The organism is Pseudomonas sp. AC169 (assembly GCF_979258515.1).
On the sequence record NZ_OZ409866.1, the window covers coordinates 4,808,459 to 4,834,738 of the forward strand.

The 26,280-nt window shown below is 60.5% G+C and carries 19 protein-coding genes and 1 other RNA gene; 12 read left to right on the plus strand and 8 right to left on the minus strand.

Annotated elements, in window-relative coordinates; all coding sequences use genetic code 11:
• Window positions 1-107 precede the first annotated feature (107 nt).
• The 4 genes from guaD to xdhA form a co-directional block, all read right to left on the minus strand.
• Window positions 108-1,412 (minus strand): guanine deaminase, encoded by a 1,305-nt coding sequence (gene guaD / locus ACZZ0G_RS21575; protein WP_463557447.1) that lies wholly within the window; start codon window positions 1,410-1,412, stop codon window positions 108-110.
• Between the two features lie 13 nt (window positions 1,413-1,425).
• The gene (xdhC, locus tag ACZZ0G_RS21580) at window positions 1,426-2,283 is read right to left on the minus strand and encodes a xanthine dehydrogenase accessory protein XdhC (protein ID WP_463557448.1); all 858 of its coding nucleotides are present in this window, start codon (window positions 2,281-2,283) and stop codon (window positions 1,426-1,428) included.
• A 126-nt stretch (window positions 2,284-2,409) separates the two neighbouring features.
• Window positions 2,410-4,803, minus strand: coding sequence for a xanthine dehydrogenase molybdopterin binding subunit (gene xdhB / locus ACZZ0G_RS21585; protein WP_463557449.1), 2,394 nt, complete (start codon window positions 4,801-4,803; stop codon window positions 2,410-2,412).
• Complete coding sequence (gene xdhA / locus ACZZ0G_RS21590; protein ID WP_463557450.1) at window positions 4,796-6,250, minus strand: xanthine dehydrogenase small subunit; 1,455 nt, start codon at window positions 6,248-6,250, stop codon at window positions 4,796-4,798. Before xdhA ends, xdhB begins: the two co-directional genes overlap by 8 nt.
• Before the next feature lie 268 nt (window positions 6,251-6,518).
• Here xdhA and ACZZ0G_RS21595 point away from each other — a divergent pair, with 268 nt between their 5' ends.
• From ACZZ0G_RS21595 to ffs, 6 genes are all read left to right on the plus strand, one after another.
• The gene (locus ACZZ0G_RS21595) at window positions 6,519-7,178 is read left to right on the plus strand and encodes a GntR family transcriptional regulator (protein ID WP_008082296.1); all 660 of its coding nucleotides are present in this window, start codon (window positions 6,519-6,521) and stop codon (window positions 7,176-7,178) included.
• Window positions 7,179-7,180: 2 nt separating this feature from the next.
• Complete coding sequence (smc, locus tag ACZZ0G_RS21600) at window positions 7,181-10,669, plus strand: chromosome segregation protein SMC (RefSeq protein WP_463557451.1); 3,489 nt, start codon at window positions 7,181-7,183, stop codon at window positions 10,667-10,669.
• A gap of 259 nt (window positions 10,670-10,928) precedes the next feature.
• Window positions 10,929-11,792 (plus strand): cell division protein ZipA, encoded by an 864-nt coding sequence (zipA, locus tag ACZZ0G_RS21605; RefSeq protein WP_463557452.1) that lies wholly within the window; start codon window positions 10,929-10,931, stop codon window positions 11,790-11,792.
• Between the two features lie 86 nt (window positions 11,793-11,878).
• A complete protein-coding gene (gene ligA, locus ACZZ0G_RS21610; RefSeq protein WP_463557453.1) occupies window positions 11,879-14,236 on the plus strand; it encodes an NAD-dependent DNA ligase LigA in 2,358 nt (785 codons plus the stop codon).
• Window positions 14,237-14,387: 151 nt separating this feature from the next.
• On the plus strand, window positions 14,388-15,551 hold the full coding sequence (locus ACZZ0G_RS21615; RefSeq protein WP_463557454.1) for a zinc-binding metallopeptidase family protein: 1,164 nt from the start codon (window positions 14,388-14,390) through the stop codon (window positions 15,549-15,551).
• A gap of 134 nt (window positions 15,552-15,685) precedes the next feature.
• Window positions 15,686-15,782, plus strand: an RNA gene (gene ffs, locus ACZZ0G_RS21620) — signal recognition particle sRNA small type.
• 195 nt (window positions 15,783-15,977) lie between these two features.
• Here the strand turns inward: ffs and ACZZ0G_RS21625 are convergent.
• Window positions 15,978-16,727, minus strand: coding sequence for a substrate-binding periplasmic protein (locus ACZZ0G_RS21625; RefSeq protein ID WP_463557455.1), 750 nt, complete (start codon window positions 16,725-16,727; stop codon window positions 15,978-15,980).
• A gap of 145 nt (window positions 16,728-16,872) precedes the next feature.
• Between ACZZ0G_RS21625 and dnaX the strand changes: the two genes are divergently transcribed.
• The 5 genes from dnaX to ACZZ0G_RS21650 all read left to right on the plus strand — a co-directional run bounded on the left by dnaX (window position 16,873) and on the right by ACZZ0G_RS21650 (window position 22,686).
• Window positions 16,873-18,951, plus strand: coding sequence for a DNA polymerase III subunit gamma/tau (gene dnaX, locus ACZZ0G_RS21630; protein ID WP_463557456.1), 2,079 nt, complete (start codon window positions 16,873-16,875; stop codon window positions 18,949-18,951).
• 67 nt (window positions 18,952-19,018) lie between these two features.
• Complete coding sequence (locus ACZZ0G_RS21635; protein ID WP_016984747.1) at window positions 19,019-19,357, plus strand: YbaB/EbfC family nucleoid-associated protein; 339 nt, start codon at window positions 19,019-19,021, stop codon at window positions 19,355-19,357.
• A gap of 283 nt (window positions 19,358-19,640) precedes the next feature.
• Window positions 19,641-20,675 (plus strand): NADP-dependent oxidoreductase, encoded by a 1,035-nt coding sequence (locus ACZZ0G_RS21640; RefSeq protein WP_463557457.1) that lies wholly within the window; start codon window positions 19,641-19,643, stop codon window positions 20,673-20,675.
• A 67-nt stretch (window positions 20,676-20,742) separates the two neighbouring features.
• The gene (gene recR, locus ACZZ0G_RS21645; protein WP_463397045.1) at window positions 20,743-21,345 is read left to right on the plus strand and encodes a recombination mediator RecR; all 603 of its coding nucleotides are present in this window, start codon (window positions 20,743-20,745) and stop codon (window positions 21,343-21,345) included.
• A 192-nt stretch (window positions 21,346-21,537) separates the two neighbouring features.
• On the plus strand, window positions 21,538-22,686 hold the full coding sequence (locus ACZZ0G_RS21650; RefSeq protein ID WP_463557458.1) for an acyl-CoA dehydrogenase family protein: 1,149 nt from the start codon (window positions 21,538-21,540) through the stop codon (window positions 22,684-22,686).
• A 110-nt stretch (window positions 22,687-22,796) separates the two neighbouring features.
• On the opposite strand, the gene ACZZ0G_RS21655 is transcribed toward ACZZ0G_RS21650, so the two are convergent.
• Both ACZZ0G_RS21655 and fnr read right to left on the minus strand, forming a co-directional pair.
• Window positions 22,797-23,345, minus strand: a complete 549-nt coding sequence (locus tag ACZZ0G_RS21655) for an adenine phosphoribosyltransferase (RefSeq protein WP_007918333.1) — start codon at window positions 23,343-23,345, stop codon at window positions 22,797-22,799.
• A 78-nt stretch (window positions 23,346-23,423) separates the two neighbouring features.
• Complete coding sequence (gene fnr / locus ACZZ0G_RS21660; protein WP_003223347.1) at window positions 23,424-24,158, minus strand: fumarate/nitrate reduction transcriptional regulator Fnr; 735 nt, start codon at window positions 24,156-24,158, stop codon at window positions 23,424-23,426.
• Between the two features lie 154 nt (window positions 24,159-24,312).
• Here fnr and ACZZ0G_RS21665 point away from each other — a divergent pair, with 154 nt between their 5' ends.
• The gene (locus tag ACZZ0G_RS21665; protein WP_463557459.1) at window positions 24,313-24,795 is read left to right on the plus strand and encodes a hypothetical protein; all 483 of its coding nucleotides are present in this window, start codon (window positions 24,313-24,315) and stop codon (window positions 24,793-24,795) included.
• Here the strand turns inward: ACZZ0G_RS21665 and hemN are convergent.
• Entirely contained in the window at window positions 24,792-26,174 is a 1,383-nt protein-coding gene (gene hemN, locus ACZZ0G_RS21670; protein ID WP_463557460.1) for an oxygen-independent coproporphyrinogen III oxidase, read from the minus strand. The genes ACZZ0G_RS21665 and hemN overlap by 4 nt on opposite strands.
• Window positions 26,175-26,280: the final 106 nt, after the last annotated feature.

A 26,280-nucleotide genomic window follows, 5' to 3' on the forward strand; every position in this document is an offset into this window, starting at 1 on the left:
CGCTCTGCGTGGTAACGCCTCTGGGGACGCTCCGCGTCCAGTGACGCGGAGCGTCACGGGCTGCATTCCCACGCAGAGCGTGGGAACGATCATGGGGCGGGGGAAAATTAGCGCTGATGCACCAGCGCACCCGCCGCATACGTCTGCTGCACCGTGCGGTCATCGCCCAGCGTCATCAACACAAACAGCGTTTCGGCAATGTTGTTGGCCTGCTTCAAGCGGTAGCTCAACAGCGGTGTAGCGTTGTAATCCAACACCAGGAAGTCGGCGTCGGAACCCGGTTGCAGGTTACCGATCTTGTCTTCCAGACGCAGCGCCCGCGCACCGCCCAGCGTCGCCAGATACAGCGACTTGAACGGGCTCAATCGCGCACCTTGCAGTTGCATCACCTTGTAAGCTTCGTTCAGCGTCTGCAGCAGCGAGAAACTGGTGCCGCCGCCAACGTCAGTGCCCAGACCGACATTGAGCTTGTGCTTCTCGGCCATCGGCAAATTGAACAGGCCGCTACCGAGGAAGAAGTTCGAGGTCGGGCAAAACGAGATCGCCGAGCCGGTTTCTGCCAGACGCGCGCATTCGTCGTCGCACAGGTGCACGCCGTGAGCGAACACCGAGCGCTCGCCGAGCAGTTGGTAGTGATCGTAAACGTCGAGGTAGCCCTTGCGCTCCGGGAACAGCTCCTTGACCCACTCGATTTCCTTGAGGTTCTCGCTGATGTGGGTCTGCATGTACAGATCCGGGTACTCAGTCAGCAGTTGTCCGGCGAGGGTCAGTTGCTCCGGGGTGCTGGTCGGTGCGAAACGCGGGGTGACGGCGTAGTGCAAGCGACCCTTGCCGTGCCAGCGCTCGATCAGCGCTTTGCTTTCGACGTAGCTGGATTCGGCGGTATCGGTCAGATAATCCGGCGCGTTGCGATCCATCATCACCTTGCCGGCGATCATGCGCAGATCGAGTTTCTCGGCGGCTTCGAACAACGAGTTCACCGACTGCGGGTGCACGCTGCCGAACACCAGCGCGGTGGTGGTGCCGTTGCGCAGCAATTCCTTGACGAAAATGTCAGCGACTTCGTCGGCGTGCGCCTTGTCGCCGAACTGGCTTTCGCACGGGAAGGTGTAGGTATTCAGCCAGTCGAGCAGTTGCTCACCGTAGGCGCCGACCATGCCGGTTTGCGGAAAGTGAATATGGGTGTCGATGAAGCCCGGGGTGATCAGCGCGTCTTGGTAATGCTCGATTTCGATGTCCGCCGGCAGGGTCGGCAACAATTCGCTGGCGTGGCCGAGGGCGCTGATCTTGCCGCCATCGACCACCAACAGGCCATCCTCGAAATATTCGTAGGAGGCTTCGATCCCGACTTCGGCGGGGTCGGCAATGCTGTGCAGGATGGCGGCGCGGTAGGCTTTGCGAGTCAGAGGCATGAGGGTTCTCTAATCAGTTTGAGGCTTTGAGTTTGGTCGCCTGACTGCGCCGCGAAACCGGCAGCAGTTTGGCAATCGGTTCGGCGCTGGCAGTCTGCTGGCCGAAGTTGGCGTTGTAGGTGGCGATGATTTCGCCAGCGATGGAGATGGCGATTTCCACAGGCAGTTTGCCTTTGACTTCGCCTATGCCCATCGGGCAGCGCATGCGTTGCACGACGCCGCTGTCGAAGCCGCGATCACGCAAGCGGTGTTCGAACCTGGCGCGTTTGGTCTTTGAACCAATCAGGCCGAAGTAGGCGAAGTCGTTGCGCTTGAGAATCGCGGCAGTGAGTTCAAGGTCGAGCTGATGGTTGTGGGTCATGACGATGCAATAACTGCCAGCGGGCAAGTCATCGATTTCATCCACAGGCTCTTCGGCGACGATTTTACGCACGCCATGGGGGATCTGTTCGGGGAATTCGGCCTCGCGCGAATCGATCCAGCGCACCCGGCAGGGCAGGCTGGCGAGCAATGGCACCAAAGCGCGACCGACGTGACCGGCGCCGAACACGGCGATTTGCGCCTGCACCTGGCCCATCGGTTCGAACAGCAACACGGTGGCGCCGCCGCAGCACTGGCCCAGGCTGGCGCCGAGGCTGAAGCGCTCCAGATGGGTGTCCTGCTTGCCGCTGGCGAGCATCTCGCGGGCGATCTGCATGGCTTTGTATTCCAGATGCCCGCCACCGATGGTGTCGAAACTCTGGTTAGCGCTGATGACCATTTTCGAACCGGCGTTGCGTGGCGTCGAGCCGAGTTCTTCGATGATCGTTACCAGCACACAGGCTTCGCCCTGGTTTTGCAGGTCGGCGAGGGCGTCGATCCAGTTGTACATACACACCTCTCAGATCGTTCCCACGCTCTGCGTGGGAATGCATCACTGGACGCTCCGCGTCCGCTGTTCAGGATGCGACGCAGAGCGTCGCGGGCTGCATTCCCACGCAGAGCGTGGGAACGATCATCAAACGACCGCAGTTTCAGCTTCGACAGCTTTCACCGCCTTCAACTGCCGCATCTGCTCGCACCCCCACAACACCCGCTCCGGGGTCGCCGGCGCATCGATCTGCGGCTGATGCTTGTAATCACCGAGGCTCGCCACCGCATCCTTGATCGCGCACCACGAAGCAATCCCAAGCATGAACGGCGGTTCACCGACAGCCTTCGAATGGAACACGGTGTCTTCCGGGTTCTTGCGGTTTTCCACCAGTTTCACCCGCAGATCCAGCGGCATGTCCGCCACGGCCGGGATCTTGTAGCTGGCCGGGCCGTTGGTCATCAGCTTGCCTTTGTTGTTCCAGACCAGCTCTTCCATGGTCAGCCAGCCCATGCCCTGGATGAAACCACCCTCGACCTGACCGATGTCGATGGACGGGTTCAGCGAGGCGCCGACGTCGTGAAGAATGTCAGTGCGCAGCATCTTGTACTCGCCGGTCAGGGTGTCGACGATCACTTCGCAGCACGCCGCGCCGAAGGCGAAGTAGTAGAACGGACGACCACGGGCCTGGCTGCGGTCGTAGTAGATTTTCGGAGTCTTGTAGAAGCCGGTGCTCGACAGCGAGACCTGATTGAAATACGCCTGCTGGATCAGCGCTTCAAAGGTCAGGATGTGGTCGCGAACCCGCACGTGGCCGTTGTGGAATTCAACGTCTTCCTCAGTGACTTTGAAGTGACGCGCAGCGAATTCGATCAGGCGTTTCTTGATGATTTCCGCCGCGTTCTGCGCCGCTTTACCGTTCAAGTCAGCACCGCTGGAGGCCGCGGTCGGCGAGGTGTTTGGCACCTTGTCGGTGTTGGTCGCGGTGATCTGCACGCGATCCATTTCAACCTGGAAGACCTCAGCCACGACCTGCGCGACTTTGGTGTTCAAACCCTGACCCATTTCGGTGCCGCCGTGGTTCAGGTGGATGCTGCCGTCGGTGTAGATGTGGATCAGCGCGCCGGCCTGGTTCAAGAAGCTGGCGGTGAAGGAAATGCCGAATTTCACCGGGGTCAGCGCCAGGCCTTTTTTCAGGATCGGGCTGTTGGCGTTGTAGCGACGGATCGCTTCGCGACGCTCGTGATACTGGCTGCTTTCTTCCAGTTCGGCGGTCATTTCCTCGAGCATGTTGTGCTCGACAGTCTGGTAGTAATGGGTAACGTTGCGTTCGGTCTTGCCGTAGTAGTTGGCCTTGCGCACAGCCAGCGGATCGAGGTGCAGGTGACGGGCTATCGCGTCCATCACTTCTTCGATCGCGACCATGCCTTGCGGGCCACCGAAACCACGGTAAGCGGTGTTCGACGCGGTGTTGGTCTTGCAGCGGTGACCATTGATGGTCGCATCGCCGAGGTAATACGAGTTGTCGGAGTGGAACATCGCCCGGTCAACGATCGACGCGGACAAGTCCGGCGAGCAACCGCAGTTGCCGGCCAGGTCCATGTTGATCCCGTGCAGGCGTCCGGTGCTGTCGAAGCCGACGTCGTATTCGACGTAGAACGGGTGACGCTTGCCGGTCATCAGCATGTCTTCGACGCGCGGCAGGCGCATCTTCGTTGGCTGGCCGGTGAGGTGCGCAACCACCGCGCACAGGCACGCCGGGCTCGCTGCCTGAGTTTCCTTGCCACCGAAACCACCGCCCATGCGACGCATGTCGACGACGATTTTGTTCATCGACACGTCGAGCACTTCGGCGACCAGTTTCTGCACTTCGGTCGGGTTTTGCGTCGAGCAGTAGACGATCATGCCGCCGTCTTCAGTCGGCATCACCGAGGAGATCTGCGTCTCCAGGTAAAAGTGTTCCTGGCCGCCAATGTGCAGCGTGCCTTGGATTCGGTGTTCAGCCGTGGCCAGCGCAGAGGCGGAATCGCCGCGTTGGTGGGTGTGACTGTCGAGCACAAAGTGGCGTTTGCGCAGGGCTTCAACCACGTCGAGCACAGGTTCGAGATCTTCGTATTCGATGATCGCGGCCATCGCCGCTTTGCGTGCGGTTTCCAGATCTTTCGCGGCCACGGCGAGTACTGGTTGGCCGACGAACTGCACGTCATCGATGGCGAGCAACGGGTCGCCCGGCATCAACGGGCCGATGTCTTTCAGGCCCGGCACGTCTTCGTGGGTGATGGCGATGCGCACGCCTTCGAAGGCGTAGCACGGCGAGGTGTCGATGCTGATGATTTTCGCGTGGGCGCGGTCCGACATGCGTGCATACAAGTGCAACTGGTTGGGGAATTCCAGGCGATCATCGATGTACTGCGCTTCACCGGACACGTGCTTGGCGGCGCTGTCGTGCTTGACGCTGCGGCCGACACCGGAAGTCAGATCCTTGGCGAACAGTTCAGCCAGTTCAGCCTGGGTTTTTTCTACGCCGTGATGGTTAGACATAAGCGGTCACCCGAGTCTCGATGTGCGGTGTTTGCAGTTCGATGAAGTATTTGCGCAGCAGGTTCTGCGCGCTCAGCAGGCGATATTCCTTGCTGGCGCGGAAGTCCGAGAGCGGGGTGAAATCTTCCGCCAGTGCGGCGCAGGCGCGTTCGACCACGGTGTTGTTGAACGGCGAACCGATCAGTGCGGCTTCACAATGGGCCGCGCGTTTCGGGATCGCGGCCATGCCGCCAAACGCCATGCGCGCATCGGTGATCACACCGTTTTCGACGCGCAGGTTAAACGCGGCGCAGACGGCGGAGATGTCATCGTCCAGACGCTTGGAGACTTTGTAGGCGCGGAACAACTGCTCGGCGCTGGCGCGCGGCACGATGATCTTCTCGATGAATTCACTTTCCTGACGGGCCGTGACTTTGTAGTCGATGAAGTAATCGTCGAGGTTCAGGGTGCGGCGAGTTTCGCCTTTGCACAGCACCACCTGCGCGCCGAGAGCGATCAGCAGCGGTGGCGAGTCACCGATCGGCGAGGCGTTGCCGATGTTGCCGCCGAGGGTGCCCTGGTTGCGGATTTGCAGCGAGGCGAAGCGGTGCAGCAGTTCGCCGAAGTCCGGGTACTCGGCGTTCAACGCTTCATAGCAGTCGGAGAGGGCGGTGGCGGCGCCGATTTCGATGCGGTCATCGAAGGTTTCGATGCGCTTCATTTCCGCGACGTTGCCGACGTAGATCATCACCGGCAGGGTGCGGTGGAACTGGGTGACTTCCAGCGCCAGATCGGTACCGCCAGCCAGCAGACGCGCTTGTGGATAAGCGTCATAAAGGTCGGCCAGATCGGCGACGGTCAGCGGCACCAGACAGCGCTTGTCGCCGCTGTTCAGTTCGCCGATATCGGTCGGGGCGATGGCTTTCAGGCGGGCGATGGTGTCCGCTTCGCGAGCGTCGAACTGATCCGGTTGCTTGCCGCAGCAGGATTGCTCGGCGGCGGCCAGAATAGGGCGGTAGCCGGTGCAGCGGCAGAGATTGCCGGCCAGTGCTTCGTGAGCCTTGGCATGATCCGGTGCATCGCTGTTCTTTTGCAGGGCGAACAGCGACATGACGAAACCGGGGGTGCAGAAACCGCACTGCGAGCCGTGGCACTCGACCATGGCTTTCTGCACGCTGTGCAGTTCGCCTTGATGTTTGAGGTCTTCGACGCTGATCAATTGCTTGCCGTGCAGCGAGGAAACAAAGGTCAGGCACGAGTTGAGGCTGCGATAGCGAATGTGTTCGCGGCCAGCGTCATCCGTCTGCAACTCGCCGACCACCACGGTGCAGGCGCCGCAGTCACCGCTGGCGCAACCTTCTTTGGTGCCGGATTTACCGACGTGTTCACGCAGGTAATTGAGCACAGTCAGATTCGGGTCCAGGGCGTGCTCGCTACGGAGTTCCTGGTTAAGTAAAAACTGGATCACGGAAGGCCTCGCAGACTCATTATTGTTGTTAACCGACTTGAGCCGAATTTAGCAGGTCTGACTTTTCGGTCAATGGTTTTCTGACTTAAAGGTCAGGAAAAAGCATTTCGTCGATCAACAACGTGTCTATTCAGTATTGACCCTCATCGGTCACCTCGCTTTTTTGCGGGAATCGTGCCAAAAACCGCTGAGTGGGCACTCCGCCATGACCGTGCATTTGCGCTACACTGCGCCGCTTGTGCAGATCGATAGAGTTTGAAGGACAACCATGACGTTCAAGGCGCCGGACAGCCTCGCCGAGCAAATCGCTCACCACCTCGCCGAACGCATCATTCGCGGCGAAATGAAGCCAGGAGAGCGCATCCAGGAACAGAAGGTCACGCTGGCGCTGAACGTCAGCCGCGGTTCGGTCCGCGAAGCCTTGCTGATCCTTGAGCGCCGCCACCTGATCGCGATCCTGCCGCGTCGTGGCGCGCACGTCACCGAGCTGACGCCGCACAAAGTGCAGAGCCTGTGCACGCTGATGAGCGAGCTGTACATCCTGCTCGGCAATTCAGTGGCCAATGGCTGGCAAGTGCAGTCGGACATGGCGCCGTTCGTGCAGATCCAGCAGCGCCTGACCGCGAGTTTCGAGCGTCAGGACATCCGCAGCTTCGTCGACGACAGCTTCAGCGTGATGCGCGCCGCCTATCCGTTCGCCAACAACCCGTACCTGCAGGAGACTGTCGAGAACCTGCAACCGGCGATGAGCCGTGCCTACTTCCTCGCCCTCGAACAGCGCAAGGCCTCAATGAGCGAGTTCCTCGAACTGTTCGAACGCCTGCTGGCCGCTGTGCTCGCCCGTGATTTGCCGCAGATCCGCATCGTGCTGACGGCTTATGCCCAGCGCAGCTGCGATCTGGTAGTTTCCGCGCTGACGGTTGCCTAAGCGTGCGGCTCAAGTGCATCAAACTGGCGGGATTCAAATCCTTCGTCGACCCGACCACGGTGAACTTCCCCAGTAACATGGCGGCGGTCGTCGGGCCGAACGGTTGCGGCAAGTCGAACATCATCGACGCCGTCCGCTGGGTGATGGGCGAAAGTTCGGCGAAGAACCTCCGTGGCGAGTCGATGACCGATGTCATCTTCAACGGCTCGACCAGCCGTAAACCGGTGAGTCAGGCCAGCATCGAGCTGGTCTTCGACAACTCCGACGGCACCTTGCTCGGTGAATACGCGGCCTACGCGGAAATCTCGATTCGCCGTAAAGTCACCCGCGACAGCCAGACCACCTATTACCTCAACGGCACCAAATGCCGTCGTCGCGACATCACCGATATTTTCCTCGGCACCGGCCTCGGCCCGCGCAGCTATTCGATCATCGAGCAGGGGATGATCTCCAAGCTGATCGAATCCAAACCCGAAGACCTGCGTAACTTCATCGAAGAAGCGGCCGGCATCTCGAAATATAAAGAGCGCCGCCGCGAGACCGAAAACCGTATCCGCCGTACTCATGAAAACCTCGCGCGTCTGACTGACCTGCGCGATGAGCTGGAACGGCAACTCGAACGCCTGCACCGCCAAGCCGAAGCGGCGAAGAAATATCAGGAATTCAAAGCCGAGGAGCGTCAGCTCAAGGCGCAACTGTCGGCCCTGCGCTGGCAGGATCTGAATGATCAGGTCGGCCAGCGCGAGTCGATCATTGGCACCCAGGAAATCAGTTTCGAGGCCTTGGTCGCCGAGCAACGTAATGCCGACGCGGCCATCGAGCGCCTGCGCGACGGTCACCATGACCTGTCCGAGCGCTTCAATCTGGTGCAGGGGCGCTTCTATTCGGTCGGCGGCGACATCGCCCGGGTCGAGCAGAGCATTCAGCACGGCCAGCAACGGTTGCGGCAGTTGCAGGACGATCTGAAAGAAGCCGAACGCGCCCGTCTGGAAACCGAATCGCACCTGGGTCACGACCGCACCTTGCTGCTGACCCTCGGCGAAGAGCTGGACATGCTCACCCCCGAGCAGGAAGTCACCAGCGCCGCCGCCGAAGAAGCCGCCGCTGCGCTGGAAGATTCAGAATCGGTCATGCACGGCTGGCAGGAGCAGTGGGACGCCTTCAACCTGACCGCCGCCGAACCGCGCCGTCAGGCCGAAGTGCAGCAGTCGCGCATCCAGCAGCTGGAAACCAGCATGGAGCGTCTCGCTGATCGGCAAAAGCGTCTTGGCGAAGAGCGCGCGTTGCTCTCGGCTGATCCGGAAGACGCGGCGATCATGCAGCTCAACGAGCAGCTCGCCGAGTCCGAAGCGACCCTCGAAGATTTGCAGACCAGCGAAGAAGCGCAGGTCGAAAAACTTGAACAACTGCGCCAGGAATTGCAGCAAGCGCTGACCGCACAGCAACAGGCACAGGGTGATTTGCAGCGTCTCAACGGTCGTCTGGCTTCCCTTGAAGCTCTGCAGCAAGCCGCGCTGGATCCGGGCACCGGCACCGCCGAATGGCTGAAGGAACACAACCTCGCCGAGCGTCCGCGTCTGGCCGAAGGCCTGAAGGTCGAGGCCGGTTGGGAATTGGCGGTGGAAACCGTGCTCGGCGCTGATCTGCAAGCGGTGCTGGTCGACGATTTCAGCGGCTTTGATTTGTCCGGTTTTACTCAGGGCGATTTGCGCCTGCTCAGCCCGGCCAGCGATGGCGTGCGCGTCGCCGGCAGTTTGCTCGACAAGGTCGATGCGCAGATCGATCTGTCGCCATGGCTCGGCCAGGTCAAACCGGTCGACAGCCTTGAGCAGGCCTTGGCCTTGCGCGGGCAGTTGAGCGCCGGTGAGAGTCTGATCAGTCGCGACGGTTACTGGGTCGGTCGGCACTTTTTACGTGTGCGCCGGGCCAGTGAAGCGGAAAGCGGCATGCTCGCCCGTGGTCAGGAAATCGAAGCGCTGCACCTTGAGCGCGAAGAGAAAGAAGCCACGGTCGAGGCCATGGAAACCCGTTTGCAAACCTTGCGCGCGCAACAGCGCCAACAGGAAAACGGCCGCGAACATTTGCGCCGCTTGCTGCAAGACGAAGCGCGCCAGCAAGGCGAATTGAAAGCGCAGTTGTCCGCTGGCAAAGCCAAGGCCGAACAGCTGACTCTGCGTCGCACGCGTCTCGATGAAGAGCTGGTCGAACTCGGCGAACAACGCGAACTCGAGCACGAACAGATCGGCGAAGCGCGCATGCAATTGCAGGACGCGCTGGATGCCATGGCGCTGGACACCGAGCAACGCGAATTGCTGTTGGCTCAGCGCGACAGTCTGCGCGAACGCCTCGACCGCGTGCGCCAGGAGGCGCGGCAGCACAAGGATCACGCCCATCAATTGGCCGTGCGCCTTGGCTCGTTGCGCGCGCAGCACGACTCCACGCGTCAGGCCCTGGAGCGTCTGGAAATGCAGGCCGAGCGCCTGACGGAAAAACGCGAACAGTTGAGCCTGAATCTGGAGGAGGGCGAGGCACCGCTGGAAGAGCTGCGCCTGAAACTCGAAGAGTTGCTCGACAAGCGCATGACCGTCGACGAAGAACTCAAGACTGCGCAGATCGCTCTGGAAGATGCCGATCGGGAATTGCGCGACGCGGAAAAACGCCGGACGCAGGCCGAGCAGCAATCGCAGTTGATTCGCGGCCAACTCGAACAGCAGCGCATGGAATGGCAAGCCCTGACCGTGCGCCGCAAGGCCTTGCAGGATCAATTGCTCGAAGACGGCTACGATCTCAACGGCGTGCTTGCGACATTAACCGCGCAAGCCAGTGAACGCGAAGCCGAAGAAGAACTCGAACGCATCAATGCGCGGATTCAGCGCCTGGGTGCGATCAACCTCGCGGCCATCGATGAATACACGCAACAGTCCGAGCGCAAGCGTTATCTGGATGCGCAGGATGCCGATCTGGTCGAAGCGCTGGAGACCCTGGAAAACGTCATTCGCAAGATCGACAAGGAAACCCGTAACCGCTTCAAAGATACCTTTGATCAGATCAATGGCGGTTTACAGGCACTTTTTCCAAAAGTTTTCGGTGGTGGACGGGCGTATTTGGAACTGACGGGCGAAGATCTACTCGATACAGGGGTAACGATCATGGCGCAGCCGCCAGGGAAGAAGAACAGCACCATCCATTTGCTCTCCGGTGGGGAAAAAGCCCTGACCGCGCTGGCACTGGTTTTTGCCATCTTCAAGTTGAACCCGGCGCCGTTCTGCATGCTCGATGAGGTTGACGCGCCACTGGATGACGCTAACGTTGGACGCTACGCACGCTTGGTCAAAGAGATGTCGCAGACCGTGCAGTTCATCTATATCACCCACAACAAGATCGCCATGGAAATGGCCGAGCAGTTGATGGGTGTGACGATGCATGAACCGGGTTGTTCGCGACTGGTAGCCGTGGATGTAGAGGAGGCGATGGCGATGGTGGACGCCTAGCGGCGCAGCTTTGAGCGACAAGCTTTGAGCTACAAGCTAGAGCTTACGGCTCGAAGCCTGAGCGAAGCGAGCCCACAATTTGCGCAGCGATTTCGACAGACGGTGTAAAGTTGTCTTTGGTCGTGCTAGTTTAATGTCAATTTTTCGTATACGTGGGCAAAACGCCTGTCAGAACATAGAGTTGGCGCCACGTTTTAAAGCGGTTTGCACAATGTAAACCCCTTATTTTTCAGCATTTTTTATAGAGGCACGGGATTACATGGAAATCGGTCTGCGCGAGTGGCTGATCGTCATCGGCATCATTGTGATAGCCGGTATTCTTTTCGATGGCTGGCGCCGTATGCGCGGCGGCAAGGGAAAACTGAAATTCCGTCTTGACCGAAGTCTGTCCAACCTGCCGGACGAGGACACCAGCGCGGAGCTGTTGGGCCCGGCTCGCGTGCTGGACACCCATAAAGAACCGCAACTGGACGAACACGATCTGCCGTCGGTGAGCATGCCGGCCCGCGAAGCACGCGAGCCTCGCGAATCCGGCTCGAAACGTGGCAAGCGTGGCAGCAATGGTCCGGCGCAGGGCGACCTGAACCTCGACCTGGATCTGGACGGCGGCCCGAGCTTCAGCAGCCGTGATGACGATTTCGCCGAAGACACCAAGCCTGCGCCAGCGGTGGTCGACAAAGACCAGCCGCAAGCTGAAGAAGTGCTGGTGATCAGCGTGATCTGCCGCGACGCTGCCGGCTTCAAAGGCCCGGCGCTGTTGCAGAACATTCTGGAAAGCGGTCTGCGTTTCGGCGAGATGGATATCTTCCATCGTCACGAAAGCATGGCCGGCAACGGTGAAGTGCTGTTCTCCATGGCCAATGCGGTCAAGCCGGGCATCTTTGATCTGGACGACATCGACCATTTCAGCACCCCGGCGGTGAGCTTCTTCCTTGGCCTGCCAGGCCCGCGTCATCCGAAGCAAGCCTTCGACGTGATGGTGGCGGCCGCCCGCAAGCTGTCGCAGGAACTGAACGGCGAACTGAAAGATGACCAGCGCAGCGTTTTGACCGCGCAGACCATCGAACACTACCGTCAGCGCATCGTTGAATTCGAACGCCGCGCCCTGACCCAGAAGCGTTGATTGAAAAGATTGCCTCGGCACAAGAGGCAGTCGGCAATATAGATTGAGCAGCCTCGGCTGCTCTTTTGCTTTATGAGAGAACACCCATGACCGCCGCCAAAAACCGAATTCTCGAGCTACGTGCTGAACTCGATCAACACAACTACCGTTATCACGTCCTCGACGAGCCGAGCATTCCGGACGCCGAGTACGACCGGTTGTTCCACGAGCTCAAGGCGCTGGAAGCGGCCAACCCGGAACTGATCACCAGCGATTCGCCGACCCAGCGCGTCGGCAGCGTGGCGCTGACCGCGTTCACGCAGGTGCGTCACGAAGTGCCGATGCTCAGCCTCGGTAACGCCTTCGAAGAAAGCGACATGCGCGAGTTCGATCGCCGCGTCACCGAAGGTCTGGATCTGCCGGTCGGCGATCTGTTCGGCGGCAGTGCGGCGGTGGAATACAGCTGCGAGCCGAAGCTCGATGGCCTGGCGGTCAGTCTGCTGTATCAGGACGGCGTATTGGTGCGCGGCGCCACGCGCGGCGACGGCACCACCGGCGAAGACATCAGCGTCAACGTGCGCACCGTGCGCAACATTCCCCTGAAACTGCACGGCGAAGGCTGGCCGGCGACCTTGGAAGTGCGCGGTGAAGTGTTCATGTCCAAGGCCGGCTTCGAGCGTCTCAACGCCTCGCAACTGGAGGTCGGCGGCAAGACCTTCGCCAACCCGCGCAACGCCGCCGCCGGCAGCTTGCGTCAGCTCGATTCGAAGATCACCGCCAACCGTCCGCTGGAATTCTGCTGCTACGGCATCGGTCAGGTCTCCCACGATATTTCCGACACTCACATCGGTAACCTCAAGCAGTTGCAGAAGTGGGGTATGCCGATCAGCCACGAACTGAAACTGGCCAAGGGTATCGGCGAATGCCTGGATTACTACCGCGATATCGGCGCGCGCCGTAACTCGCTGACGTATGAAATCGACGGCGTGGTGTTCAAGGTCAACAGCATTGCCGATCAGCGCGAACTGGGCTTCCGCGCCCGTGAGCCGCGTTGGGCGATCGCGCATAAATTCCCGGCGATGGAAGAGCTCACCGAGTTGCTCGACGTGGAGTTTCAAGTCGGTCGTACCGGCGCTGTTACCCCGGTCGCACGGCTGAAACCGGTCAAGGTTGCTGGCGTCACCGTGGCCAATGCCACGCTGCATAACATGGACGAAGTCGCGCGTCTGGGTCTGATGATCGGCGACACAGTGATCATCCGCCGTGCCGGTGATGTGATTCCGCAAGTGGTGCAAGTGGTCATGGATCGCCGTCCGGAAAATGCACGCGCGGTGCAAATCCCCGAGAGCTGCCCGGTCTGCGGATCGCACGTCGAGCGCACGCAACTGATCAAACGCAGCAAGGGCAAGGAAACCGTCAGCGAAGGCGCCGTGTATCGCTGCGTCGGCCGTCTGGCGTGTGGCGCGCAATTGAAGCAGGCGATCATTCACTTCGTTTCGCGCCGGGCGATGGACATCGAAGGCCTGGGTGACAAGAGCGTCGAGCAATTGGTCGACGAAGGACTGGTCAGTTCGCCAGCGGATCTGTATGCGCTGAAGTTCGATGACATTGTCGATCTGGAAGGCTTTGCCGAGGTGTCGAGCAACAAGCTGCTCGCGGCCATCGAAGACAGCAAAAAACCGGGGCTGGCGCGCTTCATCTATGCGCTGGGCATTCCTGATGTCGGCGAAGAGACCGCCAAGGTGCTGGCGCGCTCGCTGGGTTCGCTGGAGCGCGTACAGCAGGCGCTGCCGCAAGTGCTGACCTACCTGCCGGACGTGGGGCTGGAAGTGGCGCACGAGATTCACAGCTTCTTTGAAGATGCGCATAACCAGCAGGTGATTACCGAATTGCTCGGCCATGGTTTGCAGATTCAGGATCAGGGTGAGCTGGGCGCCGAGTTTGCTGCCAGCACCACGCTGGGTGGCTTCCTCGACAAGCTGCACATTCCTTCGGTCGGCCCCGGTGGCGCACAGAAACTGGCGGATAAGTTCGGTTCGCTGGAAGCAGTGATGAATGCCGACTGGCTGGACATGCGTCAGGCGTTGCCGGAGAAGCAGGCGAATTCGGTTCGCGAATTTTTTGCGCTGCCTGAGAACCGGCAACTGGCTGAGGCATCCGAAAAGCAACTGCGTGATTTCGGCATGCACTGGCAGAGCGAGAAGAAGGTTGTTGAAGGCTTGCCGCTGTCTGGCGAGACTTGGGTGCTGACCGGCAAGGTCGAGTTGATGAGCCGTGACGTCGCCAAGGAACACCTGGAGAGCCTTGGCGCCAAGGTTGCCGGCTCCGTGTCGGCGAAGACCCATTGCGTGGTCGCAGGCCCCGGCGCCGGTTCCAAACTGACCAAGGCCAATGAACTGGGCGTGAAGGTGATGGACGAAGAAGCGTTCATCGCGTTCCTGAAAACCCACGGCCTGAACGTCTGATCGTTCCCACGCTCCCGCGTGGGAATGCCGCCCCGGACGCTCCGCGTCCGCTGTGACGCAGAGCGTCACTGGATGCATTCCCACGCAGAGCGTTGGAACGATCAACCCGCAAGAATGATCTAGTCTTGGCAAGCCCCAGGGAGAGATCGCCATGCACCGCTTTTTCGAGCAGCTCAGTTCCCGCATCATCGCGCCGTTCATGGGCGAATCCTCACGCAACAGCAAAGTCTGGCCGTGCCGCTGCGGCCAGTCGTTGTTCTTTCGCAACAGCCAGTGCCTGGCTTGTAATGCCTTGCTCGGTTATCAACCGGAAGAAAGTCGTCTGACTTCGCTGCAGCCGGGGCCGTACGAGGGCACCTGGACGCTCGACGCAGATCCCGACTCGGGATTGTTCCGCCGCTGCGCCAACCTCGACACAGCCGCCGCGTGCAACTGGCTGCTGCCGGCCAACGATCACGACAGCCTGTGCGTCGCTTGCAGCCTCAATCGCACCATCCCCGACCTGTCCGACCCGGACAACCCCGAACGCTGGCGCAAAGTCGAAATCGCCAAGCGTCGACTCGTTGCGCAACTGATCACTCTCGGCTTGCCAGTCATCCCGAAAACCGTCGATGAAGACACCGGGCTGGCTTTCGATTTCATCGGCGTCGACCTTGAAGGCAATGCGCCGATGACCGGCCACGCCAACGGCCTGATCACTCTCGACATCAAAGAAGCCGACGACGCCCACCGCGAGCAGGTGAGGGCGGCAATGCACGAGCCCTATCGCACGTTGCTCGGGCATTTTCGTCATGAGGTTGGCCACTATTACTGGGATCGCCTGATCGCCGATGGTCCATGGCTCGGCTCATTCCGCAGCCTGTTCGGCGACGAACGCGCCAGTTACGCCGAGGCGCTGGATCGCCATTATCAACAAGGCGCACCGCTGGACTGGCCGCAGCACTACGTCAGCGCCTACGCAACCATGCATCCGTGGGAAGACTGGGCGGAAACCTGGGCGCACTACCTGCATATGATGGACGCCGTGGACACCGCGCTGGGTTTCGGCATGAGCGCACGGGAAATGGATTTCGACTACCAGCCGTTTCCCGCCAGCACGCTGTACGACCCGGAGCATCCCGGTGGCGAGGCGTTCCTGTCGTTCGTCAACGCGTGGATCGAACTGGCGGGGATGCTCAATGAGTTGTCACGGAGCATGGGTCAGCCGGATTTCTACCCGTTCGTACTGCCGGCGCCGGCGATTGCCAAGCTGCACTTCATTCATCTGGTGATCCAGCAGGCGGGGGGCAAGGCAGATGAGGTGTTGGCCCTGTAAAGGCTGCTGTCGGCTGCGATCTTTATGTCCTTGAACCCGTTCATATTTTTAATCTGCAACCAACGGTTGTAACTTCGTCTCAGATAGGTACAATGGCGCGGCTCGCCGACAGGCAAGCGTCGTTATGGTGACCCCATCGGTCCCCCCGCAACGATTACCCGTGAACCTGGTCAGAGCCGGAAGGCAGCAGCCACAGCGGGAACATTGTGTGCCGGGGTGTGGCTGGTGGGGTTACCACCTTAACGAACAATCGAACGCTTCAACCAGAACTGCATGGGTTTCGCCCACTGCGGTTTTTTTGTGCCTGCGATTTGCCCAGCGCCTTGAGTTAACTGTGGGAGCGAGCCTGCTCGCGAAGGCGTCAGACCTGCCAGAGATAAGTTGACTGTGAGACCGCTTTCGCGAACAGGCTCGCTCCCGCAGGGGTTATGGGGTGGCTTCAGGGGAGCCGGTGTAGAGCCGGATAATCTGATCAATCTCCCCCGACATTTTCATCCGCAGCAACGTGCGCAAAATGCGCTGCACCGGCACCTTCGGGTCATTCCTCACATAACAACCGACATTCTGTTCCTGCAGCACCGACACGCCTTGCAGTTGCTGTTCGGCGGGCAGGCGCTGGTTAAACCAGTCCAGCGTCCACTGATTGCTCACCGCATAGCGATATCGTCCGGCCAGTAGCTTCTCCAGCACCTGCTCCTGATTGCGCGCATCTTCGCGTTGCAGTCGATCAGCATCAAAAAGCGGTTGCAGGGTCGGGTAGGTGTAGCCGAGGACGGTACCGATGGATTGGTGGGGCAAATGCGCGGGGTCGGCGCTGGCGGGCTGGTCCTTGCGGCTGATCAATAGATCGCGCTGAAAGAACAACGGCAGACTCCAGATGTAATCCCCGGACTGATTCGGCAGCCACGACTGTGCGGCATAGCAGCGCACGTCGATCTCGCCGTGTTCCATCGTCGTCTGCACCCGGGCGCGAGGCAGGACGTGAAACTCGGCCGGAACGCCGACCTGCGTAGCCAGACTGAGCATCAGGTCGTAGAGGATGCCCTGCGTCGGGCGACCGCGTTCGTATTGCACCATGGGCATGGCCCAACTGTCGGGCATGGCAAAGCGCAACGGGGTTTCCGCTGCCGTCACGTTCAGGCTGATTCCCAGCAACGCCCCCACGGCCCACCGCATAAACGCTCCGGTAATTCCCCATCCCGAGCCGATAAAAGCCTCTGCTGATGCAGCTTAGCCATATTAGACGAGGACACCGGATGCAATTTTGCCCCTGCTCCGCTAGCATTAGCCGCTTCTGCTTCCTTCGCTGCGACGGTTTTCGATGAGTTATCAGGTTCTTGCACGTAAATGGCGTCCGCGCTCGTTCCGCGAAATGGTCGGCCAGACCCATGTGCTCAAAGCTCTGATCAATGCCTTGGACAGCCAGCGGCTGCACCACGCGTACCTGTTCACTGGTACGCGCGGGGTGGGTAAAACTACGATTGCGCGGATCATTGCCAAATGCCTGAACTGTGAGACAGGTATCACTTCCAGCCCGTGCGGCGAGTGTTCGGTGTGCCGTGAAATCGATGAGGGGCGCTTCGTCGACCTGATCGAGATCGACGCCGCGAGCCGTACCAAGGTCGAAGACACCCGCGAATTGCTCGACAACGTGCAGTACGCGCCGAGCCGTGGGCGCTTCAAGGTCTACCTGATCGACGAAGTGCACATGCTCTCCAGCCATTCCTTCAATGCGCTGCTGAAAACCCTCGAAGAGCCGCCGCCGTACGTCAAGTTCATCCTCGCGACCACTGACCCGCAGAAACTTCCGGCAACGATTTTGTCGCGTTGCCTGCAGTTCTCGCTGAAGAACATGACGCCGGAGCGTGTGGTCGAGCATTTGACCCACGTATTGACCGCCGAAAACGTGCCGTTCGAAGACGATGCACTGTGGCTGCTCGGTCGCGCCGCTGACGGTTCGATGCGCGACGCCATGAGCCTGACCGATCAGGCGATAGCCTTCGGTGAAGGCAAGGTTCTGGCCACCGACGTGCGAGCGATGCTTGGCACGCTGGATCATGGTCAGGTCTATGACGTCCTGCATTCGTTGATCGAAGGTGACGCCAAGGCGTTGCTCGAAGCCGTGCGGCACCTGGCCGAGCAGGGCCCGGACTGGAACGGCGTGCTCTCGGAAATTCTCAACGTGCTGCACCGCGTGGCCATCGCTCAGGCGTTACCGGAAGGTGTCGACAACGGGCATGGCGACCGCGATCGCGTGTTGGCACTGGCGCAGGCCTTGCCGGCCGAAGACGTGCAGTTCTATTACCAGATGGGCCTGATCGGCCGCCGCGATTTGCCGCTGGCGCCGGATCCACGCGGTGGTTTCGAAATGGTTCTGCTGCGGATGCTGGCCTTCCGGCCGGCCGATACGGCGGACGCCCCGAGGCAACCGCTAAAGCCAGTGGGGATCAGCCAGGCCACAGTTGATTCCGCAAACTCCGTGGCTGCCGCGCCTAAACCTGCGCCGGTAGTCGCTGCGGCGGTTGCGCCAGCGCCAGTGGCTGCGCCTGCGCCGGCTCCCGAGCCTGCACCGGTTGCTGCCGTTGCTGAGCCAGAACCTGAACCCGCGCCGGTCGCCGCCGAAGCAGCCGTCGACCTGCCGTGGAACGACCCGGTAGAGCCGGAGGCCGAACCCGAGCCTGCGCAGCAACCCGCCGTCGAACCTGTACTGGAAACCACCGCCGAGCAACCCGAGTTGCCGCCGATGCCGCTGCCGACTCCGGACAGCGTCGTTCCGGAGGCTCCAGAATGGGCCGCCGCACCGATTCCCGAGCCGTCGGTCGCCGACGTCGATGCCGCCACCCCGGGCATGGACCTCGACGACGAGCCGCCGCTGGACGAGGATTACATCGAGCCGGACATGGATTCGGCCTACAGCTACCTCGATGAACTGGCCAGCGAACACGCCGCCGAGCCTGCCCCGGAACCCGAGCCAGAGCCTGCTGCCGCGCCGGCCACAGGTCTGGCATTGCAATGGCTGGAGCTGTTCCCGAAACTGCCGATCTCCGGCATGACCGGCAGTATCGCCGCCAACTGTACATTGATCGCCGTCGATGGCGACCATTGGCTGATGCACCTTGATCCGGCGCACAGCGCGCTGTTCAACGCCACGCAGCAGCGTCGTCTCAACGACGCGTTGAACCAGTTCCACGGTCGCACGCTGAGCCTGACCATCGAGCTGATCAAGCCCGAGCAGGAAACCCCGGCCCAAGCCGCGTCCCGTCGCCGTGCCAACCGTCAGCGCGAGGCGGAGGAGTCGATTCACGGCGATCCGTTCATCCAGCAGATGGTTCAGCAGTTCGGCGCGGTGGTGCGACACGATACTATTGAACCTGTCGACGCCTTGGTCGCCCAAGGCTAATAACTGAAGGTGCCCGGCCGCGCTGGCCGGGCGCTGTTTTGATCCAAGTACTTTTGAGGTGATTCCCATGATGAAAGGTGGCATGGCCGGCCTGATGAAGCAGGCGCAGCAGATGCAGGAAAAAATGGCCAAGATGCAGGAAGAACTGGCCAACGCCGAAGTCACCGGTAAGGCCGGCGGCGATATGGTCACCGTGGTGATGACCGGTCGTCACGACGTCAAAAGCGTGAGCATCGACCCAAGCCTGGTCGAAGGCATGAGCGAAGATGACAAAGAGATGCTGGAAGCGGTTATCGCCTCTGCCGTCAACGACGCTGTGCGCAAGATCGAAAAGAACAGCCAGGACAAGATGGGCAACATGACCGCCGGCATGAACCTGCCAGCCGGTATGAAACTGCCATTCTGATTCGCCAATCGGCGGCAGATGAGCTACACAAAATGCCAGGCATTGCGCCTGGCATTTTTGTTTCTGGCTCTTAGCCGATCATTCCCACGCTCTGCGTGGGAATGCAGCCCGGGACGCTCCGCGTCCCAAGTACAGAGCCGAACGCGGAGCGCCCGTTGAGGCATTCCCACGCAGAGCATGGGAACGATCAATCCCGGCGACCTGAATAAACATCGAACGCCCAAATGCCTCAACGGTCTGCTCCCTATACCCGCTGAATTCACACTTCACAGGAGACGCTGACATGTCCGACCCTCTTACCCTCAATCAACGTTTCGTCCTCGCCTCACGCCCGGTTGGCGCGCCGACCCCGGAAAACTTCCGCCTCGAACGCGAAGCGCTGCCGGATCTGCAGGACGGCGAAATACTGCTGAAAACCCTCTACCTGTCCCTCGACCCTTACATGCGCGGACGCATGAGTGACGCACCGTCCTACGCTGCCCCGGTGCAGATCGGCGAAGTGATGACCGGCGGTGCTGTCAGCCGTGTCGAGGATTCGCGTCATCCGAAATTTCATCAAGGTGATCTGGTGGTCGGCGCCACCGGTTGGCAGAGCCACAGCATCAGCGATGGCCGCAACATCATCCCGATCCCTGCGGGGCTGCCGAGTCCTTCAATGGCGCTGGGCGTGTTGGGCATGCCGGGGATGACCGCGTACATGGGCCTGATGGACATTGGTCAGCCGAAAGAAGGCGAGACCCTCGTTGTTGCAGCGGCTTCCGGCGCGGTCGGCTCGGTGGTCGGGCAAGTGGCGAAGATCAAAGGCCTGCGCACGGTCGGCGTGGCCGGCGGGGCGGAGAAGTGCAAATACGTGGTCGAAGAACTGGGTTTTGACGCCTGCATCGATCACAAGGCAGCGGATTTCGCTGAACAACTGGCCAAGGCCTGCCCCGATGGCATCGACATCTATTACGAAAACGTCGGTGGTCATGTGTTCGATGCCGTGGTGCCGTTGCTCAACCCCAAGGCACGTATCCCGCTGTGCGGTCTGATCGCCGGTTACAACGCCTCCGAAGCGCCGAAAGGCCCGGATCGCCTGCCGATGCTGCAACGCACACTATTGACCAAGCGCGTGCGCATTCAGGGCTTCATCGTGTTCGACGATTACGGTGATCGTCAGCCGGAATTCATCAGCCACATGGTGCCGTGGGTGCGCGATGGCAAGGTGAAATTCCGCGAGGACGTGGTCGAAGGCCTGGAGCAGGCGCCCGAGGCGTTTATCGGTCTGCTCGAGGGGCGCAACTTCGGCAAACTGGTAGTGAAGGTCGCGCAGGACTGAGTATTTGACGCTGGCCAGAGGCGCGGGTATAACCCGCGTCTCGTTGTTTTTGTCGGACTGTTTATCCATGAGCTTCAGCCCTTTGATTCGCCAACTGATCGACGCTCTGCGCACTCTGCCGGGCGTGGGTCAGAAAACCGCCCAGCGCATGGCGTTGCAGTTGCTCGAACGTGACCGCAGCGGCGGTTTGCGTCTGGCCCAAGCCCTGAGCCAGGCCATGGAAGGCGTCGGCCACTGCCGCCAGTGCCGCACGCTGACCGAAGACGATCTGTGCCCGCAATGCGCCGATACCCGCCGCGACGACACGTTGCTGTGCGTGGTGGAAGGGCCGATGGATGTGTATGCGGTCGAGCAGACTGGATTCCGTGGTCGCTACTTCGTGCTCAAAGGGCATTTGTCGCCGCTCGATGGCCTGGGGCCTGAGGCGATCGGCATTCCGCAATTGATGGCGCGGATCGAAGAGGCGGGTACGTTTACCGAAGTCATCCTTGCGACCAACCCGACGGTGGAAGGCGAGGCGACGGCGCACTACATCGCGCAGTTGCTGAACAACAAAGGATTGATCGCTTCACGGATCGCTCACGGCGTGCCGCTGGGTGGTGAGCTGGAGCTGGTCGATGGTGGCACGCTGGCGCATTCGTTTGCCGGGCGCAAACCGATCTCCCTCTGAGTTTGCGGCGTCTGAACTGACGCCTTCGCGAGCAGGCTCGCTCCCACATTGGTTTTGTGTCGTTCACAAATCCCCTGTGGGAGCGAACTTGCTCGCGAATGGCGCACCTCGGTCTGTCTGATTCATACAATTGAGTTGAAAACCAAGCAAGCGCTCGGTTAAGTTCGGCGAACCCTTCCGTGGAGCTCGCCCATGCCTGCCTTTCAGGAATACTTCGACCCCAGCCACCAATTGGTCCGCGACAGCGTCAGACGTTTCGTCGAACGCGAGATCCTGCCGGACATCGATCAGTGGGAAGAAGCCGAAAGCTTCCCCCGTGAGCTGTACCTGAAGGCGGGCGCGGCGGGCATCCTCGGCATCGGTTACCCCGAGGCGTTGGGTGGCAGCCATGCAGGCGATCTGTTCGCCAAGGTCGCCGCCAGTGAGGAGTTGATGCGTTGCGGCTCTGGCGGGCTGGTGGCGGGGCTCGGCTCGCTGGATATCGGCCTGCCACCCATCGTCAAATGGGCGCGTCCCGAAGTGCGTGATCGTGTTGTGCCCCAGGTGCTCAGCGGCGAGAAAATCAGCGCCCTGGCGGTCACCGAGCCCGGCGGCGGCTCCGACGTCGCCAACCTGCAAACCCGTGCCGTGCGTGATGGCGACTTCTACCGGGTCAGCGGCAGCAAAACCTTTATCACCAGCGGCGTGCGCGCCGATTTCTACACCGTCGCGGTGCGCACCGGTGCGCCGGGTTTCGCCGGCATCAGTCTGTTATTAATCGAGAAGGGCACGCCGGGCTTCACCGTTGGCCGTCAGTTGAAAAAAATGGGCTGGTGGGCGTCGGACACCGCCGAATTGTTCTTCGACGATTGCCGCGTGCCGGTGGGCAACCTGATCGGTGCCGAGAACATGGGCTTCGCCTGCATCATGGGCAATTTCCAGAGCGAACGCCTGGCACTGGCGCTGATGGCCAACATGACCTCACAGCTTGCGCTGGAGCAAAGCCTGAAATGGGCGCGCGAGCGTGAAGCGTTTGGCAAACCGATCGGCAAGTTTCAGGTGATCAAACATCGGCTCGCCGAGATGGCGACTGCACTGGAGGTATCGCGGGAGTTCACTTACCGGCAAGCGGCGAAGATGGCGGCGGGGCAGAGTGTGATCAAGGAGATTTCCATGGCGAAGAACTTTGCCACGGACACCTCGGACCGGATCACCACCGAGGCGGTGCAGATTCTTGGTGGGCTGGGTTACATGCGCGAGAGTCTGGTGGAGCGGTTGTATCGGGATAATCGCATCTTGTCGATTGGTGGCGGGACGCGGGAGGTGATGAACGAGATCATCAGCAAGCAGATGGGGCTTTAAGTTTTGCAGTGAGGCTGCCGGCCCCTTCGCGAGCAAGCTCGCTCCCACAGTTGGAATGCGTTCCCCTGTGGGAGCGAGCTTGCTCGCGAAAGCGTCCGGAAGGGCGCTACTTACTTATCGGTCAACGCAAACTGCGTCAGGCAGAAAGTTGGGATGCCCATGTCCTCAAGGCGCTGCGAACCTTGCAGCTCCGGCAGATCAATAATCGCCGCCGCCTCATGCACCCGCGCGCCCATGCGGCGAATCAGGTTGGCCGCCGCAATCAGCGTGCCGCCCGTGGCGATCAAATCATCGAACATCACCACCGAGTCGCCTTCACACAGGCTGTCGGCGTGCACTTCCAGGAACGCTTCGCCGTACTCGGTTGCGTAACCTTCGGCCAGCACGTCCGCCGGCAGTTTGCCTTGCTTGCGGAACAGCACCAGCGGCTTGTTCAACTGATAAGCCAGCACCGAACCGATCAGGAAGCCACGGGCATCCATCGCGCCGATGTGGGTGAAGTCGGCTTCGACATAGCGGTGGGCGAAGCTGTCCATCACCAGGCGCAGGGCCGTCGGCGACTGGAACAGCGGAGTGATGTCGCGAAAGATCACGCCCGGTTTCGGAAAGTCGATCACAGGGCGGATAAGGGATTTGATGTCGAAGGAGTCGAAGACCATCGTCGAGGTGTCCTGGCAGGGCTGCAAACGGCGCAGTATACCCGCGGCTGAAACGCTTCGCTCAACCGCGGATCGAGATCAGCCTTCGAGCGAGCCACCCGCCAGCGCACAGAGCTGGATCGGGTCGAGGATATGAATCTCTTTGCCCTCGGCGGCAATCAGTTCGTTCTGCTGGAAACGGGTGAACACGCGGGACACGGTTTCTACCGCCAGACCGAGGTAGTTGCCGATTTCATTGCGCGACATGCTCAGGCGGAACTGATTGGCCGAGAAGCCGCGAGCGCGGAAGCGTGCGGAAAGGTTGACCAGGAATGTGGCGATGCGCTCGTCGGCGGTTTTCTTCGACAGCAGCAACATCATTTGCTGGTCGTCGCGGATTTCCCGGCTCATCACGCGCATCAACTGACGCCGCAGTTGCGGCAATTGCAGGGCCAGCTCGTCGAGACGTTCAAAAGGGATTTCGCAGACCGAGGTGGTTTCCAGCGCCTGGGCGGAGACCGGGTGTTTCTCGGTGTCCATGCCGGACAGGCCGACCAGTTCGCTCGGCAGGTGAAAACCGGTGAGCTGTTCTTCGCCGCTATCGCTCAGGCTGAAGGTCTTCAGGGCGCCGGAGCGTACTGCATAAACGGAATCGAACGTGTCGCCCTGGCGGAACAGGAACTCGCCTTTTTTCAACGGGCGGCCGCGTTTAACGATTTCGTCCAGCGCATCCATGTCTTCCAGATTCAGAGAAAGTGGCAGGCAGAGAGGGGCCAGGCTGCAATCCTTGCAATGGGCCTGGTTATGAGCGCGCAGTTTGACTGGCTCGGACATTTCTTAAATCCTTGTGGGAAAACACACATAAGCCGTAAGGGTAACCCACGAGAGGACATTCAGGCCAGCCTGTGGCGACTTTGTCCCACAGGCATAAAGCCGCAGCGCCAGCAGCCGATAAACAGGTATCAGAACGCATACAAGGAACGCTTCGATGACCGCCATTGGCACGCTTGGCCCTGGTAGCAGCGATGTTGCGGCCATGCCGGAAACGTTTAAAACGTTGTCGGCCAATGCACGCGAACCAGGCTCGACCGAAGAGGCAACCCCGACCTTGGTCGAGGGCGTCAAAGTGTCGCTGTCCGGTGCATCGATCGAAAAATCCGCCAGTGTCGGTGGCGAAAACAGCGACATCGAAGACAGCGGGTTGCCGGAGAACATCCAGCAATTGCTGAAGATGATCCGCAAACTGCAAAAACAGATCGCCGAGAAAAAGGCGCTTATCGAAGCGGTCATGGCCGACAAGCGCCTTTCCAACGAAGAAAAAATCATCAAGGTTGCCAGCCTGCGCGGCGCCATCGCCGCGTTGAACACCGGGTTGATCACGGCCAATCTTGCCTTGTCCAAAGTGGTCGGGCAGTCGGGCCTGACCGCAGATCAGAATATGAAAGTCGGTTCGCTGCTGATGAAAAACTAAATCACCCGCGAAAAGCGCTGGCGGTTCTGCTGTTCCAGGTACGCATCGAACACCATGCACACTGAGCGCACCAGCAGGCGACCCGCCGGCAACACGACGATTCGCTCGCGATCCAGTTCAATCAGGCCATCGCTGGCCATGCCTTGCAATTGCGGCCACAGCGCGCCGAAATAACCCTGAAAATCGATATTGAACTGCTGCTCGATCTCGGCGAATTCCAGGCTGAAATTGCAGATCAGTTGCTGGATCACCGCTCGGCGCAAGCGATCATCGGCGTTGCACACCAGACCCCGGCTGGTCGCCAGTTGTGCGGCGGCGAGGGTGTTCTGGTACTCGTTGAGATCGCTGCTGTTCTGGCAGTACAGATCGCCGATCTGGCTGATGGCTGACACCCCCAGACCAATCAAATCGCAATGGCCGTGAGTGGTGTAACCCTGGAAGTTGCGTTGCAGTGTTTCTTCTTCCTGAGCAATCGCCAACTCGTCATCGGGCAGGGCGAAGTGATCCATACCGATGTAGCGATAGCCGGCGGCGGTGAGCTGTTCGATCGTGCGCTCGAGCATTTCCAGTTTCTGCGTGGGCGCAGGCAATTCATTGCCGTTGATCCGTCGTTGCGGCATGAAACGCTCTGGCAGGTGCGCGTAATTGAACACCGATAGCCGGTCCGGTTGCAGGCTGATGACTTCCTCCACCGTGCGAGCGAAGTTTTCCGGGGTCTGCTTGGGCAAGCCGTAGATCAAGTCGATATTGATCGAGCGAAATTGCAGGGTGCGCGCGGCATCGATCACCGCGCGGGTTTCTTCCAGACTTTGCAGGCGATTGACCGCGCGCTGCACCGCCGGGTCGAGGTCTTGCAGGCCGATGCTGACGCGGTTGAAACCGAGTTCGCGCAGCAGGCCCATGGTCGACCAGTCCGCTTCGCGCGGGTCTATCTCGATTCCGTAATCGCCGGAGTCGTCATCCAGCAGATTGAAGTGTTTACGCAGATGCGCCATCAACTGGCGCAGTTCGTCGTGGCTGAGAAAAGTCGGGGTGCCACCGCCAAAGTGCAGTTGCTCGACTTTCTGGGCCGGGTCGAGATGGCAGGCGATCAACTGGATTTCCTGCTCCAGCCGCTGCAGGTAGGGCAGGGCGCGTCCGCGATCCTTGGTGATGACCTTGTTGCACGCGCAGTAGTAGCAAATGTTCGCGCAGAACGGCACGTGCACGTACAGCGACAACGGGCGCAGGGCTTTGCGGCTGTCGCGCAGGGCATGAAACAGGTCGAAGGTGCCGACCTGACTGTGGAATTGCACAGCCGTCGGATAAGAGGTATAGCGCGGCCCCGCCAGGTCGTAGCGGCGGATCAGATCAGAGTCCCAACGAATGGCGTCGAGCATGCGGGCATTCCCCCGGATAGGCTGGCAGTGTGGCGAGTCTATCGGGAGGCGGCGATGGGGCACTTGATTTGCATCAACCGGGGAGAAGGTGTGTTGATCATGCGGG

What these genes read in the sequence shown, in the direction of transcription:
- ACZZ0G_RS21595 (WP_008082296.1), top strand. Translation starts at nt 6,519, where the DNA reads ATGACGTTCAAGGCGCCGGACAGCCTCGCCGAGCAAATCGCTCACCAC.
- ACZZ0G_RS21665 (WP_463557459.1), top strand. Translation starts at nt 24,313, where the DNA reads ATGACCGCCATTGGCACGCTTGGCCCTGGTAGCAGCGATGTTGCGGCC.
- recR (WP_463397045.1), top strand. Translation starts at nt 20,743, where the DNA reads ATGAGCTTCAGCCCTTTGATTCGCCAACTGATCGACGCTCTGCGCACT.
- fnr (WP_003223347.1), bottom strand. Translation starts at nt 24,158, where the DNA reads ATGTCCGAGCCAGTCAAACTGCGCGCTCATAACCAGGCCCATTGCAAG.
- zipA (WP_463557452.1), top strand. Translation starts at nt 10,929, where the DNA reads ATGGAAATCGGTCTGCGCGAGTGGCTGATCGTCATCGGCATCATTGTG.
- xdhB (WP_463557449.1), bottom strand. Translation starts at nt 4,803, where the DNA reads ATGTCTAACCATCACGGCGTAGAAAAAACCCAGGCTGAACTGGCTGAA.
- xdhC (WP_463557448.1), bottom strand. Translation starts at nt 2,283, where the DNA reads ATGTACAACTGGATCGACGCCCTCGCCGACCTGCAAAACCAGGGCGAA.
- guaD (WP_463557447.1), bottom strand. Translation starts at nt 1,412, where the DNA reads ATGCCTCTGACTCGCAAAGCCTACCGCGCCGCCATCCTGCACAGCATT.
- ACZZ0G_RS21635 (WP_016984747.1), top strand. Translation starts at nt 19,019, where the DNA reads ATGATGAAAGGTGGCATGGCCGGCCTGATGAAGCAGGCGCAGCAGATG.
- hemN (WP_463557460.1), bottom strand. Translation starts at nt 26,174, where the DNA reads ATGCTCGACGCCATTCGTTGGGACTCTGATCTGATCCGCCGCTACGAC.
- ACZZ0G_RS21650 (WP_463557458.1), top strand. Translation starts at nt 21,538, where the DNA reads ATGCCTGCCTTTCAGGAATACTTCGACCCCAGCCACCAATTGGTCCGC.
- ACZZ0G_RS21625 (WP_463557455.1), bottom strand. Translation starts at nt 16,727, where the DNA reads ATGCGGTGGGCCGTGGGGGCGTTGCTGGGAATCAGCCTGAACGTGACG.
- ACZZ0G_RS21640 (WP_463557457.1), top strand. Translation starts at nt 19,641, where the DNA reads ATGTCCGACCCTCTTACCCTCAATCAACGTTTCGTCCTCGCCTCACGC.
- ACZZ0G_RS21655 (WP_007918333.1), bottom strand. Translation starts at nt 23,345, where the DNA reads ATGGTCTTCGACTCCTTCGACATCAAATCCCTTATCCGCCCTGTGATC.
- ligA (WP_463557453.1), top strand. Translation starts at nt 11,879, where the DNA reads ATGACCGCCGCCAAAAACCGAATTCTCGAGCTACGTGCTGAACTCGAT.
- dnaX (WP_463557456.1), top strand. Translation starts at nt 16,873, where the DNA reads ATGAGTTATCAGGTTCTTGCACGTAAATGGCGTCCGCGCTCGTTCCGC.
- ACZZ0G_RS21615 (WP_463557454.1), top strand. Translation starts at nt 14,388, where the DNA reads ATGCACCGCTTTTTCGAGCAGCTCAGTTCCCGCATCATCGCGCCGTTC.